Here is a 19970-nt window from a genome sequence, read left to right on the forward strand (position 1 = left end):
AAAGAGGCATATCTAATTATAACTATGAAGAAGGAGAAAAAAAATGAAAACAGGAAAAATCCTTTCGAAGATAACTAAGGCTTCGATTATAAGCGCTGTCACCCTCGGAATGTTAGTTAGTCCTGTAAGCAGTATAAACGTTAATGCCGCAACTCTGGAATATAACTATGCCAAAGCATTGCAGCTTTCTCAGTTTTTCTATGACGCCAACATGTGCGGTACCGGTGTCGATGAAAGCAACCTTTATGAATGGAGAACAGATTGTCACACATATGATGCCAAGCTGAAGCTGGACAGTACAAACACAAATATGTCAGCCAGCTTTATCAGCTCTAACAAAAGTGTGCTTGATCCAGATGGAGATGGTACTGTAGATGTTTCAGGCGGTTTCCATGATGCAGGTGACCATGTAAAATTCGGAATGCCTGAAGCATATTCCGGCTCTACATTAGGATGGGGCTTTTATGAATTTAAAGACCAGTACGTTGCTACAGGTCAGGATAAGCATGCAAAAACTATTTTAAAATACTTTAATGATTACTTTATGAAGTGTACATATCTTGACAGCTCAGGCAAGGCAATAGCCTTCTGCTATCAGGTAGGCGACGGAGATATTGACCATGCTTACTGGCAGGCTCCTGAAGTTGATACCATGTTCAGAAGAGGCTGGTTCGCTACCGATGCCCTGCCTTCAACCGACTGCGTATCAGCTGCCGCAGCCTCACTGGCAGTTAACTACATGAACTTCAAGGATGAAGATCCGGCATATGCGGCTAAGAACCTTAAATATGCAAAAGCTCTATTTGAATTTGCAGAAAGATGCTCAAACAAGGCTGTTAATAATGATGGTCCTAAAGGCTATTACGGTTCTTCAAAATGGCAGGACGACTACTGCTGGGCTGCATGCTGGCTTTATTTATCCACAGAGGATGAGCATTATTTATCAGAGGTATTTAAGTATTTTGATTATTATGCACCCTCCTGCTGGACACATTGCTGGAATGATGTCTGGGCAGGTACTGCCTGCATTTTAGGTGAAATAGATGATTTATATGATAAAGACTCTCAGGCCTTTGAAGATCAATATAAAAAGGCTTCCGGAAAGAGCCAGTATGAAACAATAGATTTCTGGAGTCAGGCAGCAAAGCTGGTTGATAACTGGATGAACAGCTCAACGGTTACAAAAACAGCCGGCGGCTATGCATTCCTTAACAAGTGGGGTTCTGCAAGATACAATACCGCTACTCAGCTTGTAGCTTGTGTCTATGACAAGCATCATGGAGATAAGGCTTCCAAATACAGTGAGTGGGCAAAATCCCAAATGAATTATCTTTTAGGCAATAATCCTTTAAATCGCTGCTATATCGTAGGATACAATTCAGTCTCCGCAAAATATCCTCATCACAGGGCAGCCTCCGGTTTCTCAAGATGCGAAGAAACAGGCCCTCAGAAATATGTCCTCTATGGCGCACTTGTAGGCGGTCCTGACGGAAGTGACCAGCATATAGACAGTACAGCAGACTATGTCTATAACGAGGTAACCATTGATTATAATGCCGCATTTGTAGGAGCATGCGCAGGCATCTACAGATACTTCGGTGATTCTTCAATGAAGGTTGTGACAAACCTTCCTGTAAAGGCCAGCTATTATGAAACCACCCCGCAAGTGCAAACAGGCGACTTAAATGCCGACGGAAGTATAGATGCCTTGGATCTGGCACTTATGAAAATGCATCTGCTGGGTTCTAAAATTCTTACGGGCGATGCATATAAAGCTGCCGACATGAATTCCGACGGCTCTGTGGATGCAATAGATTTCGCAAAGCTGAAAATGTATATGTTATCAAAATAACATGCACATTTATCCGCAGCACTAAAGAAACAGCATAAAAATGCTTCCCGGTCGCGGTGCCGCTTGTCCCGGCTCTTGCCGGAGCTTATTTGCCGTTCAGGGCTTTAAGCTCTGACAAGAACCTATGGCGGCACCGGACAATGTATAAATAAGTATTTATTATATTTTAAGAAAGGATGGAAGGCTATGAAAATGAGAAAAATCTTATCGAAGATTACAAAAGCTTCGATCATGAGTGCTGTTATTCTCAGTATGCTGGCTGCCCCTGCCGGTGCTATCGAGGTCAGTGCCGCAGACCTGGAATTTAACTATGCAAAAGCATTACAGTACTCACAGTATTTCTATGATGCAAATATGTGCGGTACAGGTGTTAATGAGAACAATCAGTACGTTTGGAGAAAGGATTGCCATACCTACGATGCAAAGCTAAAGCTGGACAGTACTAATACAAATATGACAGCGAGCTTCATTACAGCAAATAAGGCTGTTCTTGATCCTGACGGAGACGGCACAATAGACGTTTCAGGCGGATTCCATGATGCCGGTGACCACGTAAAGTTCGGTATGCCTGAAGCATATTCCGGTTCTACACTGGGATGGGGCTTCTATGAATTCAGAGAGCAATATGAAGCTACCCGGCAGGATGCCCATGCAAAAACAATTTTAAGATATTTTAATGATTATTTTATGAAGTGCACTTATCTGGATGAATCCGGCAAGGCTATCGCTTTCTGCTATCAGGTAGGCGACGGTGATGTTGACCATGCTTACTGGCAGGCTCCTGAAATTGACAAGATGTTCAGAAGAGGCTGGTTTGCAACAGATGCAATGCCTTCAACCGACTGTGTAGCGGCAGCGGCAGCTTCACTTGCAGTTAATTATATGAACTTCAAGGATGAGGACCCTGAGTATGCCGCACAAAATCTAAAATATGCAAAGGCCTTATTCGAATTTGCAGAAAGATGCCCGACCAAGGAATGCAATGCAGACGGCCCAAAGGGCTACTATACCTCCTCCAAATGGCAGGATGATTACTGCTGGGCTGCATCATGGCTTTATTTAGCTACACAGGAGGATCATTATATAGACGAAGCCTTCAAGTACTACGATTATTATGCACCTTCCTGCTGGACACACTGCTGGAACGATGTCTGGGCAGGTACAGCTTGTATTCTGGGTGAAATAAATGATTTGTATGATAAAGACAGTCAGGCATTTGAGGACAGATACAGAAAAGCTACCAACAAGAGCCCTTATGAAGAGATAGATTTCTGGAGCCAGATTGCAAAAACTATCGACAATTGGATGACCGGCAAAACCCCTCAAATAACACCAGCGGGGTATTCCTTCCTCAACCAATGGGGCTCCGCAAGATATAATACTGCTACTCAGCTGCTGGCTCTGGTTTATGACAAGCATCATGGAGATACGGCTTCAAAATACGGTGAGTGGGCAAGGTCCCAGATGGAATACCTGATGGGTGACAACCCTATGAATCGTTGTTATATCGTCGGATACAGTGATATTTCAGCTAAATATCCTCATCACAGAGCTTCCTCCGGCCTTTCAAAATGCGAGGATACCGATCCTCAGAGATACGTTTTGTACGGTGCTTTAGTAGGAGGGCCTGATGCAAAAGATTATCATGTAGATGTCACCTCCGATTACATATACAACGAGGTAACCATAGACTACAACGCTGCATTTGTAGGAGCATGCGCCGGCCTTTACCGCTACTTTGCCGATCCTTCAATGCAAATCACACCTGACTTCCCGCCACTTCCGGGAGGAGGAGACAATCCTGACCAGCCTCTTACTCCTGAATACTGGGTTGAAGGCTTCTGTAAGGATATTGTACAGGATGACGGACCAAAAGCTACCGAAATAACTATTTATGTAAAATCCAAGAATGTAAGCGAGCCTGCCGAAAAGGTCTCTGTAAGATATTATTTCGATGCCACCGGAATGTCCTCTCTCGATCCTAATAATATTGAGTTAAGAGAGCTGTATGACCAGGCATATGTGGAGGGCGGAGAAGGTGTTGACGGAGTTCTTACCGGCCCTGTCAAGTACAGCAGCTCAAAGCTTGGCGACAATAAAATTTATTACATCGAAGTAACCTGGAATGGATACCCTATAGCAGGTTCCAACAAGAAATATCAGGTTGCACTCGGTACCTATGCTTGGCAAAACTCCTGGAATCCTGATGACGACTGGAGTCACCAGGGTCTTAACACCACTGACGACAACTGGACGGGAGTTCCTATGAGAGCAGATAATATCTGCGTTTATAATGACGGAGTTCTCATAGGCGGTATAGAGCCTGATGGAACCAAGCCTGAAACTGTAACTGTCCCTGAAATAATAAAAGGTGATTTGAACGATGACAAGGAAGTAAATGCCTTGGATTATGCAGCTCTGAAAATGCACCTTTTGGGTTCCAAGCTTCTCACCGGTGATGCCTTTAAAGCTGCCGATATGAACGGTGACAATTCTGTGGATGCAATAGATTTCGCCCTGCTGAAAAAGCAATTATTGGGCATGTAAAAAGAAGGGAAACGCCCGTCTATTTGACGGGTGTTTCCCTTCTTTTGCATTTTATTATACAGCTGTCTAATACAAGCCTACCTCGGCTGTAAGGCTTAATATTCAGCGATACAGGCAACTTACCAAATCCTCCAAAGCATTCTTTTCATATTCGATTAATGTACTGAAAAGATCAAAATACTTATTCAAAAGCTCCTTTTTATTTTTGATATTGTACTTAATACATAGGGATAATAATATCTTATACTTGAAAGCCAGATACTCATATTTTTTCTCAAAGCTGTCATCAGTCAGATATCCCTTGTCAAACAAGAAATTCAGCCTTCTTCTCATTAATTCCTTATGGTCTATCAGTATGTATATTTGTCTCAGATTAAAATAGAACTTGTCCTCATACTTTTGAATCAGAATCTTTTGATTTTCCAATACCATATTGTGGACACTAAATCCAAACTTACTGAATATAACCTCTTCACTTTCATTTAACATAGATATGGAATTCAGATAATTTTTCAGGCTTCTTTTTACCTGTCCATAGTTAAGCATATACTGCTCCTCTGGAATAATTATGTCCTGAACATAGTGCATGCTGAAATAGTACGGATCATCATTTTCATTTTTCCAGTAGCCGTCAAGCAACTGTGAGTAAGAGCATGTAAAATATTCATAATTTCCGTTATCTCCGTTATCCGCGCAAAGAAATTCCTCTTTCTCATCGTCATATCCGTATACCAGCATTTCGTGGGTAAGATGCCCTCTTTCAAACCACATCTTATGGAAGGGTATATAATATCTGTCTATATATATAAAGCAGTAAGCACCGTTATCTATTTTATCCTTGATAATGTCTGCCAAAAACTGCTTCCCCCTCTCCTCCAGCTCTGATTTCATCAACACATAATGATTAAAAAAAGGGCATCCGTCTAATAGACTTCTGTATCTGTCAAAAAAAACCAGGTCATTCTCCAATATAAACTTTAACTGAATAAAATTATTGTAGACCCAAGGCATTATCTTTTCACTGTCAGGTAAAATTGAAAAAATACCTCCGTAAAAAGAATATCCACTCAGCAGCGGACTTCTGTTGATAAACAGTTCTCTTTTCATAACCTATTCCCTCCTGTTATAATTTGTATTTGCAGCCAACAAATCGAAAAATAGTTTTTAAAGACGTGATGCCAACATTTTTTGATAACCTATTTTAACCAATAAAATTACAGCTTTATACATATTTTCTTTTAATTTATATTCAAAAAATACAATATCATACATAGTTTTTACAGTCAATATGTGTTAAAAATATAGTCTGTCACCACATGCACTTAGCCATTTTAAGCCCTTCAAACCGGTTAAATATATCTATACTTTCATTTTTATTCCTTTTGATATATTATTAGTAATATAAAAAGAAAAACATCATACCTTTGCAAAGCAAAGGTTCTTCACAGTTACTTTACAATATTTTTGTGCCGAAAACCCGGCGTGGAGGTTAATATGATAAGTAAGGATGATAGCACACGATGAATAAAGAATACAGAATTATGCAAATCGACCCATATTTACGGCCTTTTGCCAACGACATTGAACTGCGTATGAATCGCTACAAGGAAGTCAGATATATGCTGGCCGGAGACAGAAATTCTCTCTCGTCCTTTGCTAACGGGCATCTTTATTATGGTTTTCACCCTGCCGAAGATGGCTGGGTATATAGAGAATGGGCTCCAAATGCACAGAATATCTCTCTGGTTGGAGATTTTAACGATTGGGACGAAACCAGACACAGGATGAAAAAACTGCCTGACGGCAACTGGGAGCTGTTTGTAAAGGGAGAGCTTCCTCACGGTTCAAGAGTACGAGTGAAACTGAAAGCCAATAACACAGCATTTGATCGCATACCTCTTTATTGCAGACGAATAGTACAAGACACCCATTCTAAAAACTTTGACGGAATGATATGGTATCCGTCAGTAAGCTTCGAATGGCATGATGCAGGCTTCAGGCCTCACAAGCCTCTGTACATATACGAATGCCATATAGGTATGTCCGGCGAAAAAGAAGGTGTGTCTACGTTTTCAGAATTTGCCGAAAACGTATTGCCACGTATAAAAAAACTGGGCTATACCGCAATACAGGTTATGGCAATTATGGAGCACCCCTATTACGGCTCTTTTGGATATCAGGTTTCAAACTTTTTTGCAGTTTCCTCACGCTTCGGAACACCCGAGGCTTTCAAGTCTCTTGTGGATACGGCTCACAGTATGGGAATAGCTGTTATTATGGATTTAGTACATTCCCACACTGTAAGAAATACTGTTGAAGGGTTATCTGAGTTTGACGGAACCGATTATCAATTTTGCCATCATGGAGGTAAGGGCGATCACCCCGATTGGAATACCCGTCTGTTTAATTACGGAAAATTTGAGGTTCAGCATTTTTTACTGTCAAATATTAAATATTGGCTGGAAGAATATCATTTAGACGGCTTCCGCTTTGACGGCGTAACCTCAATGCTTTATCACCATCATGGCAGAGGAACAGCTTTTGACAAATATGAAAAATACTTTTCTATGGACACCGACCTTGAAGCAATCACATATCTTCAGCTGGCAGCAGAAACAGCAAAAGAGGTTAATCCCGATTGTATACTTATTGCGGAGGATATGAGCGGAATGCCCGGAATGTGCCTTCCTGTAGCTGATGGAGGCATAGGCTTTGATTACAGACTTGGCATGGGGCTGCCTGATTTATTGATAAAAATGATGAAAATGCGTGATGACTGCTGGAACATGGGGACTTTATGGTATGAGCTGACAACAAGACGTCCAAAGGAAAAAGTAATTGCCTATACAGAGTCGCACGATCAGGCTCTGGTAGGTGACAAAACCCTTATTTTCTGGCTGGCGGACAAGGAAATGTACTTTCATATGGATAAAGCATCAAATAGCGAAGAAATAAACAGGGCTATTGCCTTACACAAAATGCTGCGCTTTGTTACCTGCACTATAGGCGGCGATGGTTATCTGAACTTTATGGGCAATGAATTCGGCCATCCTGAATGGATTGACTTTCCCCGTGAGGGCAACGGGTGGAGTTATAAATACGCAAGACGTCAGTGGAGCCTTGTAGATAACACCTTTCTGAAATATGAGTATCTCAATAATTTTGATGCTGCAATGCTTGGCTTTTTAGCGGATAATCTCATATACGACAAACCGGTTCAGCTGCTATATGTTAATGAATCCGGCAAGATTCTGGCATTTACCAAGGGTGATTATACCTTTATATTCAATTTTCACTCTCAGAGCAGCTTTATCCATAAGCTGGAGGATACCTCACAGTTTGAGATTGTATTCCACAGTGCATGGAAATGCTTTGGAGGTTTTGTGGATGAAGCCCTTAACGAAGGACTTCTGCGTTCAGACGGCGTTGTAGCAGACCGGAGAACAGCTGTTGTCATTAAATATAACAACCCTGAATAAGCACAAAATTTGATAAGCCAATTAAGGAAAACTCCTTAATTGGCTTATTATATTAAAAACAACGTCTATTTGTTTAAGCTGTCACATCTTATTAATTATTTACGAGGAAGCTCTGTTACGACTCCAAGCAGGTATTGCTTCATAATTGCGAAGTCAACAGCGTCCACCGTATTGTCAACGTTGAGATCCAAGACTTCATTGTATGTATGCTGAGAATCCAGCAGATACATCTTGAACCCTGCAAAATCTATCGCATCGACATTCCCGTCTTTATTATAGTCACCGTATACAATTTCATTTCCTGTCTGTCCGCCGTCGCCTACATATTTTACCATACCGTCTGCAATCTCAACGTATTTAAACTGGCAGGTAGCTCTGTCAAGCAAGCCAAACAATTCCCCTGTACCTGTAAATGCGTTGTTATCCCACCAGAAGCAGCTAATTCCGCGTGCTCTGGCCGCTGCAACATAGTATGAAGCGAACTCAACTCTAGCCTTCAGGTTGCTCTTGTCTCTTGCTCCGAATTCTCCTATAACAACCGGAATCCCCTGACTTGTATACTTGCTGTATAAGGTGTCCATAAAGCCCTTTGTCTGATTAACACTGTTTGAATCATCTATGCTCCAGGTGCTGATACCGCCCTCTGAATTTGCCTGCAATGCAAAATTCCACGGTGTATATGCATGTACTGAAACAATTATTTTATTTACAACACCGTCCTTATCTGTCGGCAGCTTAAAGTTTGAATTTGTTGCTCCCTCGGCAGACGCGCAATAGCCCGGGCACATCAGATATCTGCTTGCATTGTTGCCGCCCGTTGCACGTACAGTGTCTACAAATACTTGATTCAGTTGATTGATACTCTTTATGGAATCAATACAGTCCGCATTATTCGGATCAATCCACCATTCATTTGTATGGCCTACCATACGCGGCTCATTCATAGCCTCCATTATAAGATGCTCATCATAATCGGCAAATTTTGTAGCTATCTGCTTCCAGATAGAAGAAATATACTTTTTGGATGTATCCAAATTTGCCGAATTAGGATAAAAATATGCAGGATATGTATTGTCATTATCATGATGGATATTGATAATCACGTACATCTTATTATCAATACAATAATCAACTACTTCCTTTACACGGTTCATCCATGCATCACTTATTTTGTAATCCGCACCGCTTACATGGTCATGCCATGAAACCGGAATACGAACAGCATTGAAGCCCTTCTGCTTGATTGCATCTATCATTGCTTTTGTAGTTTTTATACCAACCCATGAGGATTCATAATCCAGCTCATTTGTGAGCCAGTAGCAGTTAAAAGCATCAAAAGTATTACCCAGATTCCATCCAAGTTTTAAATTGTTGACAAATTTCATTGCAGCATTATCAGGAATATTCATCTGCTGTATCTGAATATCCGGAATCAGTGAAGAATCAGCCGCACTTACATTTTGCACCGGCTGTATTACTGTAAAAAGCATTAAAAAGCATAATAAAAAAACTGTAATTTTTTTCATTAGATTACCTCCCCGATATTTTCATAGCTTAGCTATGTTACTCTAAGTGTATTAATATTAATTAATACCTTTATCTCTGTGTAAATTTTTTAGTATGATTTATCCTTTGTAATTTAAAATAATATCAAATTCTGATAACAATATGGCTTGGTACCAAGTTGAAGTGAAAAAATATAAGCTTCGCGTACCGCGCCCCGAATTTAAGCATGCGGCAAACGTTCAATCGAAGAAACAAAACTCCTGCCAAGAAAAGTTCATTTTTATTTTTAGCAGGCAATCAAGGTTACAAGCCTTAGAACAATAAAATAATCAGGAAATCCTTCTATTGTTTTTCAGGCAAATTATATTAATATCATCAAATTTTAACTGCATTCCCGTTTTTATAAATAAAATTTTACCGGGCTTTTAAATGTCACCTCCTTTTAATTCACATACCTCCGGCACATGCCAAACTTACTGTTATCTCATTTGCGGTTACTTATTTCCGTATACGCATAAAGTCTGCTTTAAATATAGGTATAATTTCCAGCAAAACTAATACGGAAACAATTATCCCATTATTTCTATCCTATTCATATTATATGTTGTTTTGTTATAAAATTCAAATTATATATTTAAAAAAATATGGGGATATAGCTAATTAATAATAAAGGCAATTCCTATCGTTTTTTAATTGATAGGAATTGCCTTTATTATTCTTTTTACTTCATCAATTATCTTTTCCTCTCCGACCTTCAAGGATATTTTTTTATCTCTGCTGTTTATTTCAAAAAGATTTTCCTTTATATTTCTCGGGCTTACAATAATTCTAATGGGAACCCCCAGCAAATCTGCATCTGCAAACATAGCACCCGCACGGATATTCCTGTCATCATACAAAACCTCTATTCCTTCCCTAAGAAGCCGCCTGTACAGGGCTTCACCATATGTTCCTGTTTCCTCATCATCCGCCCTAATACAGCAAAGCTGTACCTCCCAAGGAGCAATTGCTGCCGGCCACACAGGCCCGTATTCATCATGACAGACTTCACAAGCAGAAGCAGCCAGCTTTTCAATACCTATCCCGTAACAGCCCATAACAGGATACCTGCTTTCTCCGTTTACATCTGTATATTGCATTTCCAATGCCTTTGTAAAACTTGTTCCTGCCTGCGATATCCTTCCCAATTCAATTCCCCTGCAAACAGAAATTGCTTTTTTACCGCACCTCGGACAAATTCCCCCGTCAATAATTTTCGCAATATCGCAGAAAACTGCTTCGCCATAATCACGCCGGATATTCAGGCCCTTAATATGCATGTCCGCTTTATTGGCTCCTGCCACAAGATATTCTGTTTCTCTTAATGACCTGTCAAATATAACCTCTGTATTTGGCGGCAGGCCTATAGGCCCTATAAATCCCGGAGAAATCCCGCTTTCCTCTGTAATCAGCGCAGGACGTATGCCTTCCCCGACAGCTTTTGTCAATTTATATTCATTCACCTCCAGATCACCCCTCAAAAAAGCTATTATATACTTGTCATCCCTGTTTTTTTGATATACTACAGCTTTGCATGTATTTTCGGCAGGCACCTTAACAAAATTAATAATATCTTCTATTGTAGACAAATCAGGTGTATAGATTTCCTCCAAGTCTCCAATTGGAATACCGATGGCATTAGCTGTCACACTTTCCGCAGAATCCATATCCGCTCTATAGCCACACTCCCCGCACACTGCCACAGATGCCTCACCTGCCGGAGTCAGCAGCATATATTTATGTGAAATACACTCCTCCTCTGCCCTTATATAAGACTCCACCGTAACCGCCTCAGGTATGCCGCATCTTGAAAAAATCCTGTCATATGCTTCCCTGCATTTTTCGTAATGTTCTTCCAGCTCCTGCTGCGATGCATGAAATGAATAGGCATTATTTGAAGTAAATTGATGAGCCCCCAGAAGTCCTGCTCCCGGTCTTGCTTTATCACAAAATTCTGTTTTAAACTGATATATCACAAAAGGATATTTTGCGTAGCTTTGCCCGTATTCACGCACCAAATGGACAGCCGTCCCTTCCTTGGTCAGGCCCGGTGTCACCGGGCTGACACTGCAATCTGCATTCTCTGATAAAGGTTTATCGGCATTGTCACAGCTCCCTGTTGACACCTCCGGCAGCAAAACCTCCTGTGCACCTATATTCTCCATTTCCTCCCGTATAATGTTTTCTATTTTTCTTTTTATTCTGTTTGCAGGAGTATACAAGGAATATACTCCATTTGAAACATTTTTTATATATCCGCCCCTAACCATAAAAGCATGACTGTCTGTAACACAGTCTGCCGGACGTTCCTTGAATCTTTCACCTATAAGATTTTTTACTTTCATTTTTTATGCGCCCCTTCTCAAAAAGTCAACCAGCTAAAGAACAGCTGGTATCAGCCTCAAACCCAAGCTGCATTAAAATCAGCTTAAAGGCTTGAAGCCTTTGACATTAGTCAGCTTCATTTTTTAGAGCTGTAAAATCCCTTCAGCTCAGCTTTTATTTCATCTGAAAGATAGTGCCACCTGATTCCCTGTATTGCACCTTCCAAGGCATAAAGCCTGTTTATGCAGGCAGATTTGTCAATCGCCCTTATTTTCAGCCAGGCCTGCCTGCTTCCTGTCTCCCTTAGCTGTTCAGCCGTATTTATGCCGACCTCGTTCAGCTGCTCTTCCACAGCCTTCCCGATATTCGGCAGCTTTGCCAATTCACCCATATTAACCTCCCGCGCATGTTTGTACAAACTCTGTTTTTGAGCTTTTCAAGCTTTTTTCTTAATCTCTATATTATACATCAGTACAATTCTATATAACAGTCTTGTCTTTTTCAAAAGGCAATTACTATCTGCCAAAGAATAGCTGATATCCGGCGATAGCTTGAGCTTGAGGCTGAATTTTAAAAATTCAGGCATCGGCTGATTACCTGATGCAATTCAGGGTATATATATTTAAACACTTCCATAATATAATTAAGATAAATTAAAGGAGGACTTTATATGTTAAATTCGGAAATAACAAAGCTCATTAATGAACAAATAAACAAGGAACTTTATTCTTCATATCTTTACCTCGATATGGCAGGCTATTATTCTGACAAAAGCCTTGAGGGCTTTGAAAATTGGTTCTATATACAGGCTCAGGAGGAAAGAGATCATGCAATGCTGTTCAGAACTTATCTGCTGAACAATGACGAAAAGGTCGTATTAACAGCAGTAGCAGCTCCCAGCAGCGATTACGCGGATTTTAAAGAGCCCCTGCTGGCAACTCTGGAGCATGAAAAAACAGTAACTGCATCAATAAATAATATCTATGCCGTAGCCTATAAAGAAAAGGACTTCCGTACAATGCAGTTTCTGGATTGGTTTGTTAAGGAACAAGGTGAGGAAGAAAAAAATTCTTCGGATCTTATCAGTAAATTCGATTTATTCGGAAACGATTCAAAAGGTCTGTACATGCTAAATCAGGAACTGGGCGCAAGAGTTTACACTGCCCCGTCATTGATTCCCTAAGGAATAAAAAAAAACAACTGCTATCAGCTAAACAAACTGTAATAGTCAACGATTACAGTTTGTTGATAAAATATCGTCAATATATTGCCGCTAAAACTTTAGTCAGGCTTAGAAAACAAATAAGCCTGACTTTTTTATTTATATATTAAGAAGTGCTGCCGATGTTTCCTAACTCCCTTTTATCTTTAAAAAATATTTTCTTGTTTCTGCCGCCACTACTCCACTAAGGGCCAGCAGAGCTATAAGGTTCGGAAATGCCATTAAGCCGTTGAAAATATCCGCGATATTCCAAACAGCTTTTATTGTTAAGAACGGTCCCATAAACACTGCTATTATATACAGCCAGCGGTAAACAATAACAGCCTTCATATTCCCGTTGGTCAAATACTCCATACAGCGTTCGCTGTAGTAATTCCAGCCGATAATAGTAGTAAAGGCGAAGAAAACAAGGCTGAGCATCAGAATAAATGCACCCAGTGACGGAGCAAATGGAAAGCCCGATTTAAAAGCATACTGTGTCACAGCCGCACCCTCCAGCCCGATATTCCAAGCGCCGGTTGTAATAATGCAAAGACCTGTCATAGTGCATATTATGATTGTGTCTATAAAAGTACCTGTCATTGATACCAAACCCTGACGTGCAGGCTCATGCGTTTTTGCCGCCGCAGCTGCAATCGGAGCACTGCCAAGGCCTGATTCATTTGAGAAAATACCCCTGGCTATACCTTTTTGCATTGCAACCAGCATAGCTCCCAAAGCACCGCCGCCTATTGCTCTCAGCCCAAATGCGCCTTCAAAAACCTGTACGATGGCATCCGGAATAGCCTTATAATTTACACATACAACAATAATTGCTGCAACAACATAGAATATCGCCATAAACGGCACAACAATTTCAGATACCGATGCAATTCTTTTCAAGCCGCCGATAATGACAAGCCCGGCACATAAAGTTACAACAACCGCAGTTATTACAACAGTCCACGAATAGCTTTTACCCATCAGGGATACAGTCCACTCGTTATTTGTGTCAAAGAAATTCCGGACCGAATCGGATATTCCGTTTATCTGAGTCATCGTTCCTATACCTAAAAGTCCGGCACATGCTCCAAAAAACGCAAATGCCTTCGCCAGCCATTTCCAGTTCCTGCCCATACCATTTTCTATATAATAGAACGGTCCTCCCAAGACATGACCATCCTCGCTAATATTGCGATATTTTATTGCCAGCAGCCCTTCGGCATATTTTGTAGCCATGCCAAAAAAGGCGGCAATCCACATCCAGAAAAGCGCACCCGGACCTCCTGCCACAATTGCCGTTGCAACACCCACAATATTTCCCGTACCGATAGTAGCCGAAAGTGCGGTACATAGCGCACCGAAGCTTGAAACCTCGCCTTTGCCGCCTTCTTCATTTCTTACCATGTAGTTAAGCGCTCTTGGCAAATGCCTGACCTGCAAAAATCCCATTCGCAATGTAAACTGAATCCCCACAAGCAAAACAAGGATTATAAGCGGAAGACCCCATACAACTCCGTCAAACCATGCAATAAAGCTGTTAATCTGTTCTAACATTAGATAACCGATCCCTTCATGACTTTAATAACCAACATAAAATGCGGATAATACTGTAGACGCCATTGATTCCGTATTGCTAAGGCTTATCTGTCTGGAAATGTAAGCAGTATGCCGTCAACCGGATATTTTACTGGAGCTTGACCGGTACTTCACTGTCAAGCTGCATAGAGTCCGGTGTCACCTTACAATCATAGGCCAGAACCTTGACTCCTGCTGTGGCAGCCTCCCGCAATACACTTCCGAATTCCGGATGTGTCACATCATTAGGAATGATGTATTTAGCAGGCTTAAACTGTATAACAAACAGCAGATAAGCCTCATAGCCCTCCTTCATGGCGTCAATCAAGTGGCGGATATGCTTCACACCCCGTTCCGTAGGTGCATCTGGGAAAGCCGCCACCCCGTCTTTTTCCAGTGTTACTCCTTTTACCTCTATAAAAGCTTTACGGCTCTTGTCCTCAATATAAAAATCAACTCTGGAATCTCCATGCATCATCTCCGGCTTTATCAAGGCAGGAGCATCATACAGCCCTCCTGCTTCAAGCCATTCCCTTACTGCCTTATTGGGAGCCTGAGAATCCATGTTTATAAGCAGCTTCCCCTTCTCCGCCGCAATGATATCATATCTCGTTTTTCTGCTGAGATTACTGCTTTCTTCCAGATATACGGTACAACCCCGCTGCAATAATTCTCTGCACCGGCCGGTGTTCTTAACATGGCATATCTCAACGGCACCGTTTATCTCTGCATATGCAATAAACCGATTCGGACGTTCTATAAATTTTGCCTTTTGTACATTATTATATTTCATCTTTAATTCTCTCCCATTAAGCTATATAAAAGCATCGATGCAAAAAACACCCTGCCAGTTTTCTAAGTAAATGGAAAACAATAGCCAACAACCGCATTTAACTGTGTTTATTGGCTCTATCGTAAAATTTTTTTGATTATATTTTCTGCAAAAACCCTAGAACTCACAATAGCCCGGCGTTCTGGGATAAGGAATTACATCACGTATATTATCTACTCCTGTTACATAAATCAAGAACCTTTCAAATCCCATACCAAATCCGGCATGGTTGCACGAACCAAATTTGCGCAGATTCAAATACCAATACATTTCCTCGGTTGAAACGCCCAATTGATTCATCTTATTAAAGAGTAAATCATATCTTACCTCTCTCTGGCTTCCGCCCATCAGCTCGCCTGCATCGGGCACCAATAAATCCACAGCCGCTACTGTTTCATTATCATCATTCTGATACATATAAAAGGCCTTGATATCTTTTGGCCAATCATAAACAAATACAGGACCGTTAAAATACTCCTCTGTAAGATACTTTTCATGCTCACGAGCCAAATCCTTACCAAACTCAGGTTCAAATACAAACTGGTTCGGAGCCTGCTTTAATATTTCTATTGCCTTTTTATGAGTTACTCTGGCAATCTCGGAGTCCTTTAATTTTGTAAGTCTGTCAGACAGCTTTATCTTTGTGTATCCTTCAAGGAATTCCAGCTCGTCTTTTGCCTTTTCCAGTATATATGAAACTATACTTTTCAAAAAATCCTCTTCGGTATCCATCAATTGGTTCAAATCACAAAAAGCAATTTCAGGCTCAATCATCCAAAATTCAGCCGCATGTGTTTTTGTATTTGAATTCTCCGCTCTGAAGGTAGGTCCAAATGTATATACCTTGCCAAACGCCATCGCAAAGGTTTCTGCCTCCAACTGCCCGGTAACTGCCAGTGAGGTTTTCCTGCCAAAGAAATCCTCCTCGTATTTATTGTTGTCCAGACATGTTACGGTAAAGGTATTGCCTGCGCCTTCCGCATCATTGCCGGAAATAATAGGAGTGTGGACATAAACATAGCCTTTATTCTGAAAATATTCATGTATAGCCATTGCCGCAAGACTTCTAATTCTGAATACCGCTTGAAAAACTCTGGTTCTCGGACGCAAATAAGCTATTTCACGCAAGAACTCAATTGTATGTTTTTTAGGCTGCAAAGGATAATCCTCAGGTGCATCACCCAATAAAAGAATATTTTTTGCATTAATCTCAATATTCTCAGCATTCACAGCACTTGTCACCACAGTCCCTTCTATTGTGACAGCCGCACCTATGTGGATACCTCTTATATCATCAAAATTAGCAAGAGTATCTTCGTAAACAATCTGAATTGATTTAAAGCATGAACCGTCAAAGAAATCGATAAATCCCATCTTTTTCTGCTTTCTATGATTTCTGATCCATCCGTTAAGCGTTACTTCCTTGTCAATGTATGCCTTTTGTTCCTTATATAATTCATTGATATACATTTTTTCTTTTCCTTTCCTACTAAATTAGGACTTAATATCCCAGAGCAATTTGTCATGTTGGCTATCCCCGCAGCAAAAGCAGGCATACCGTCTGTTACCCTTCTGCAGCATGCCGGCATTGCTATTTTATATAAAAATTTCAGTACCATCAATATATAAATCAGAATAATGTTTTAAAGCCTTCAAGCATATCCTTCAAACCGCCGGCGTTATTTCCGCTGCCTCGTGCCAGATATGCGGAGCCTCCGCCCTTTCCGTCCAAATAAGCCAATGCGCTCTTTATCACTCCGTTTGCATTGCAGCTTTTGGATAATTCCTTGTCAATTGCAATTGTTATTTGCACCTTATCATCAACAATACTGTAGAAGCAAACAACACCCCTTATGAGCTCAGCGACCCTTATTGCCTCATCACGAACCTCATCGGTCATTGCAGGATACTCTCTTGTGATATATGCTGTCCCTTTTGAGCTTTGCAATGTACTTTTGGCTGTCTGCTCTTTTGTCATAACGGTAAATGCAGCTTCCTCCGGCTGTTCCTTTTTTGTGCCCAAGGTATCCAGCTTGGAAAGAATTTGCTTTTTACCTGTTTTCAGCTTAGCTGCTATTTCATTCAAAAGCTTTATTTCCTCCTGAACATACCGCACAGCTTCACTTCCTGTCAATGCAACTATTCTTCTGATTCCGCGTCCTGCACTTTCCTCGGAAATAATTTTGCAAAACCCGATTTTACCTGTTGATGCAATATGTGTACCGCCGCATAATTCCTTTGATACCTCTCCGAAAGAAACCATTCTGACCACATCTGAATACTTATTGCTGAAAAAGGCCAGTGCTCCTTCCTTTACAGCCTGCTCATACGATGTTTCCTGAACCTCTCTGACATAATCCCTTCTGATATATTCATTTACAGTTGCTTCAATTAAGTCCAGAACATCAGCCTCAAGCTTTTTATCACACTGGAAGTCAAACCTCAGCCTGTCGTCCGTTACAAGGGAACCGGCCTGCTTCACGCTTTCACCTAAATATATTCTCAAGGCCTTCTGCAGCAAATGTACCGCTGAGTGGTTAGCCTCTATTTTTGTTCTGCGTTCTGAATCGACTATCATATCAACAGCTTGGTCAACTCTGACTTCTCCGCTTATAACCTTTGCAAAATGGAAGAATACCTCCTCTGCTTTTTTGACATCGGTTACTTCAAGCTGCATATTTCCGGCGCTTATCGTACCTGTATCAGCAATCTGTCCTCCGCTTTCAGCATAAAAACAGCTCTTGTCGGTTATTATTATTGCCTGCTCATTTGCCGCGGCAAGCTCTGCCTCGGCATTATCCTTTATAATTCCTATTATATGAGCCTTACAGGACAGCTCCTCATATCCGGTGAAACCGGTTTTAGCAAAATTTTCAGCCAGACCTTTAAGTGCCGGCAGACTGCTTCCGTTTCCGCCCTCTTCATTCAGACCTATTTTTGATATTTCCTTATGATGCTTTATTTCATTATCATATTCCTCTTTATCAATAGTCATGCCGTGCTCGGCTGCATACTCCTGAATAAAATCAAAGGGCAAGCCGTACGAGGTAACTAAAACAAAAGCATCCTTTCCCGAAATAGCAGTCAACCCTCCGCACATTTTTTCTATACGGGCAGTGCCTTCCTCTAAAACAGCGGAATAACCCTCAACCTCTTTATTAAAAACGGAAAAAATCTGATTCCTGTTTTTTTCAAAGTGTCCGTAGTATTTATTGTAGTGCTCGATTATTTTATTTATAACCTCTTTATAATTAAAGTTATCCACCTTATATTTAGCAAGAATGGTACAGCATTTACGAATCAGCTTGCGAGGGATATATCCCCTTCCGGCATTGCCCGGAACTGCTCCTGCAGCCAGCAATATGGTAACCGTTCTCAAGTGATCGGACAGTATGTTTATTTTGCTTTCAGGAATATCCGATTCCGGACTCAGGCTTGTACACTGATTTTTGATAATATCTACAATTGGCCTCAATGAATCAATCTCGTAAACCGAATTAAGCTTATTGAGCGTCATGGTAAGTCTTTCCAAGCCTGCGCCCGTATCAACACTTTTGAACTTCAAAGGCTCATAAGTTCCGTCGCTCATTTTATTCAGCTGCATGAAAACACCGGCATTCCAAATTTCTATATAACGCTTTCTGGTGTCAAACTCTCCGCCCTCTGTATACGCTTCACCGTACTCCTCACCGGTATCATAAAACACTTCGGTGCATGGCCCGCATGGCCCGGTTTCAGCAGTAGGCCCCCAAAAATTATCCTCAAACGGCTGAGGAACAATATGACTTCTGTCCATTCCTGCCTTTTGCCATATCTCTATTGATTCCGTATCAGGCTCAAGATTCAGTTCCTTTGAGCCCATAAATACAGTGGCATATAATTTTTCCTTTGGTATTTTTAAGCCTTCTGTAAGCAATTCAAACGCAAGCTTAATGGCATCTTCCTTGAAATAGTTGTTAAACGACCAGCTTCCCAGCATTTCGAAGCTTGTCAGATGGTGCCTGTCTCCGATTTCATCAATATCAATTGTTCTTATACATGGCTGAATATTACAGAGATTGCTTGCAGGAGGAACCTCTTCCCCGGTAAAATAATTTTTCAACGGAGCCATTCCGGAATTTATGAATAATAAGGTGGGATCATTCTCAGGAATTACAGAAGACTCTGCTATTTTTTTATGATTATGTTTTTGGAAATACTCCAAAAATATTGTTCTGATTTCATCACTTGTAATAGTATACATAATGCTCCTCCAAATCAAAATCATCTTCTCGATTAGGTATGAATTATATCACATACTTCGCTTAATATCAATAAACATTGCATATTGTATCATATTCTAACAAATCTGGCGGTCAGCTTGAAAAATGCGAAGTTTACATTTCGTGCATTCATCTTTCTCTTCGCATATCAAAAAGCTGCGAGCAGCTTTTGCGGCATAGTTCTTTTCAAGCAGTAAAATTTTTAATCTATATTTAGTTCTATATTTTAAATTATAGCCTGCTATTTTTTAGTCTAACCATGCTTTTAAAGCAGCATTTATCTAAACATAGAATAAAAGCATCGGTAAAAATATAAAATACCTTTACCAATGCTTTTATCTGTGCTGCA

12 protein-coding genes are annotated in these 19970 nt (G+C 40.7%); 4 read left to right on the plus strand and 8 right to left on the minus strand.

What is annotated here, in order from left to right; all coding sequences use genetic code 11:
* The first annotated feature begins 43 nt into the window (after nucleotides 1-43).
* Both LY28_RS00340 and LY28_RS00345 read left to right on the plus strand, forming a co-directional pair.
* Nucleotides 44-1852, plus strand: coding sequence for a glycoside hydrolase family 9 protein (locus tag LY28_RS00340; RefSeq protein ID WP_110460173.1), 1809 nt, complete (start codon nucleotides 44-46; stop codon nucleotides 1850-1852).
* A 186-nt stretch (nucleotides 1853-2038) separates the two neighbouring features.
* Entirely contained in the window at nucleotides 2039-4399 is a 2361-nt protein-coding gene (locus LY28_RS00345) for a glycoside hydrolase family 9 protein (protein WP_110460174.1), read from the plus strand.
* Between the two features lie 102 nt (nucleotides 4400-4501).
* On the opposite strand, the gene LY28_RS00350 is transcribed toward LY28_RS00345, so the two are convergent.
* Nucleotides 4502-5506 (minus strand): cysteine peptidase family C39 domain-containing protein, encoded by a 1005-nt coding sequence (locus tag LY28_RS00350; protein WP_110460175.1) that lies wholly within the window; start codon nucleotides 5504-5506, stop codon nucleotides 4502-4504.
* A gap of 413 nt (nucleotides 5507-5919) precedes the next feature.
* On the opposite strand from LY28_RS00350, the gene LY28_RS00355 reads away from it, so the two are divergent.
* Nucleotides 5920-7878 carry an alpha-amylase family glycosyl hydrolase gene (locus LY28_RS00355; protein WP_110460176.1) on the plus strand — a complete coding sequence of 653 codons (1959 nt, stop codon included), beginning with the start codon at nucleotides 5920-5922 and terminating at the stop codon, nucleotides 7876-7878.
* 95 nt (nucleotides 7879-7973) lie between these two features.
* Here the strand turns inward: LY28_RS00355 and LY28_RS00360 are convergent, their stop codons facing one another.
* The 3 genes from LY28_RS00360 to LY28_RS00370 all read right to left on the minus strand — a co-directional run bounded on the left by LY28_RS00360 (nucleotide 7974) and on the right by LY28_RS00370 (nucleotide 12139).
* Nucleotides 7974-9404, minus strand: coding sequence for a cellulase family glycosylhydrolase (locus LY28_RS00360; RefSeq protein ID WP_110460177.1), 1431 nt, complete (start codon nucleotides 9402-9404; stop codon nucleotides 7974-7976).
* Nucleotides 9405-10073: 669 nt separating this feature from the next.
* On the minus strand, nucleotides 10074-11768 hold the full coding sequence (gene proS / locus LY28_RS00365; RefSeq protein ID WP_110460178.1) for a proline--tRNA ligase: 1695 nt from the start codon (nucleotides 11766-11768) through the stop codon (nucleotides 10074-10076).
* Nucleotides 11769-11884: 116 nt separating this feature from the next.
* On the minus strand, nucleotides 11885-12139 hold the full coding sequence (locus LY28_RS00370; RefSeq protein ID WP_110460179.1) for a TfoX/Sxy family protein: 255 nt from the start codon (nucleotides 12137-12139) through the stop codon (nucleotides 11885-11887).
* 279 nt (nucleotides 12140-12418) lie between these two features.
* On the opposite strand from LY28_RS00370, the gene LY28_RS00375 reads away from it, so the two are divergent.
* Complete coding sequence (locus LY28_RS00375; protein WP_110460180.1) at nucleotides 12419-12931, plus strand: ferritin; 513 nt, start codon at nucleotides 12419-12421, stop codon at nucleotides 12929-12931.
* A 168-nt stretch (nucleotides 12932-13099) separates the two neighbouring features.
* Here LY28_RS00375 and LY28_RS00380 read toward each other — a convergent pair whose 3' ends face one another.
* The 4 genes from LY28_RS00380 to alaS form a co-directional block, all read right to left on the minus strand.
* Nucleotides 13100-14506 (minus strand): alanine/glycine:cation symporter family protein, encoded by a 1407-nt coding sequence (locus LY28_RS00380; RefSeq protein ID WP_110460181.1) that lies wholly within the window; start codon nucleotides 14504-14506, stop codon nucleotides 13100-13102.
* A gap of 130 nt (nucleotides 14507-14636) precedes the next feature.
* Entirely contained in the window at nucleotides 14637-15320 is a 684-nt protein-coding gene (gene sfsA, locus LY28_RS00385) for a DNA/RNA nuclease SfsA (protein ID WP_110460182.1), read from the minus strand.
* Nucleotides 15321-15476: 156 nt separating this feature from the next.
* Nucleotides 15477-16829 carry an asparagine--tRNA ligase gene (gene asnS / locus LY28_RS00390; protein WP_110460183.1) on the minus strand — a complete coding sequence of 451 codons (1353 nt, stop codon included), beginning with the start codon at nucleotides 16827-16829 and terminating at the stop codon, nucleotides 15477-15479.
* Between the two features lie 160 nt (nucleotides 16830-16989).
* On the minus strand, nucleotides 16990-19602 hold the full coding sequence (gene alaS / locus LY28_RS00400; protein WP_165835447.1) for an alanine--tRNA ligase: 2613 nt from the start codon (nucleotides 19600-19602) through the stop codon (nucleotides 16990-16992).
* Nucleotides 19603-19970 lie beyond the last annotated feature (368 nt).

The sequence above is a fragment of the Ruminiclostridium sufflavum DSM 19573 genome (assembly GCF_003208175.1).
Lineage (GTDB): Bacteria > Bacillota > Clostridia > Acetivibrionales > DSM-1351 > Ruminiclostridium > Ruminiclostridium sufflavum.

Excerpts from the sequence above, each read along its gene's own strand:
- LY28_RS00340 (WP_110460173.1), top strand. The coding sequence starts at position 44 with ATGAAAACAGGAAAAATCCTTTCGAAGATAACTAAGGCTTCGATTATA.
- LY28_RS00345 (WP_110460174.1), top strand. The coding sequence starts at position 2,039 with ATGAAAATGAGAAAAATCTTATCGAAGATTACAAAAGCTTCGATCATG.
- LY28_RS00350 (WP_110460175.1), bottom strand. The coding sequence starts at position 5,506 with ATGAAAAGAGAACTGTTTATCAACAGAAGTCCGCTGCTGAGTGGATAT.
- LY28_RS00355 (WP_110460176.1), top strand. The coding sequence starts at position 5,920 with ATGAATAAAGAATACAGAATTATGCAAATCGACCCATATTTACGGCCT.
- LY28_RS00360 (WP_110460177.1), bottom strand. The coding sequence starts at position 9,404 with ATGAAAAAAATTACAGTTTTTTTATTATGCTTTTTAATGCTTTTTACA.
- proS (WP_110460178.1), bottom strand. The coding sequence starts at position 11,768 with ATGAAAGTAAAAAATCTTATAGGTGAAAGATTCAAGGAACGTCCGGCA.
- LY28_RS00370 (WP_110460179.1), bottom strand. The coding sequence starts at position 12,139 with ATGGGTGAATTGGCAAAGCTGCCGAATATCGGGAAGGCTGTGGAAGAG.
- LY28_RS00375 (WP_110460180.1), top strand. The coding sequence starts at position 12,419 with ATGTTAAATTCGGAAATAACAAAGCTCATTAATGAACAAATAAACAAG.
- LY28_RS00380 (WP_110460181.1), bottom strand. The coding sequence starts at position 14,506 with ATGTTAGAACAGATTAACAGCTTTATTGCATGGTTTGACGGAGTTGTA.
- sfsA (WP_110460182.1), bottom strand. The coding sequence starts at position 15,320 with ATGAAATATAATAATGTACAAAAGGCAAAATTTATAGAACGTCCGAAT.
- asnS (WP_110460183.1), bottom strand. The coding sequence starts at position 16,829 with ATGTATATCAATGAATTATATAAGGAACAAAAGGCATACATTGACAAG.
- alaS (WP_165835447.1), bottom strand. The coding sequence starts at position 19,602 with ATGTATACTATTACAAGTGATGAAATCAGAACAATATTTTTGGAGTAT.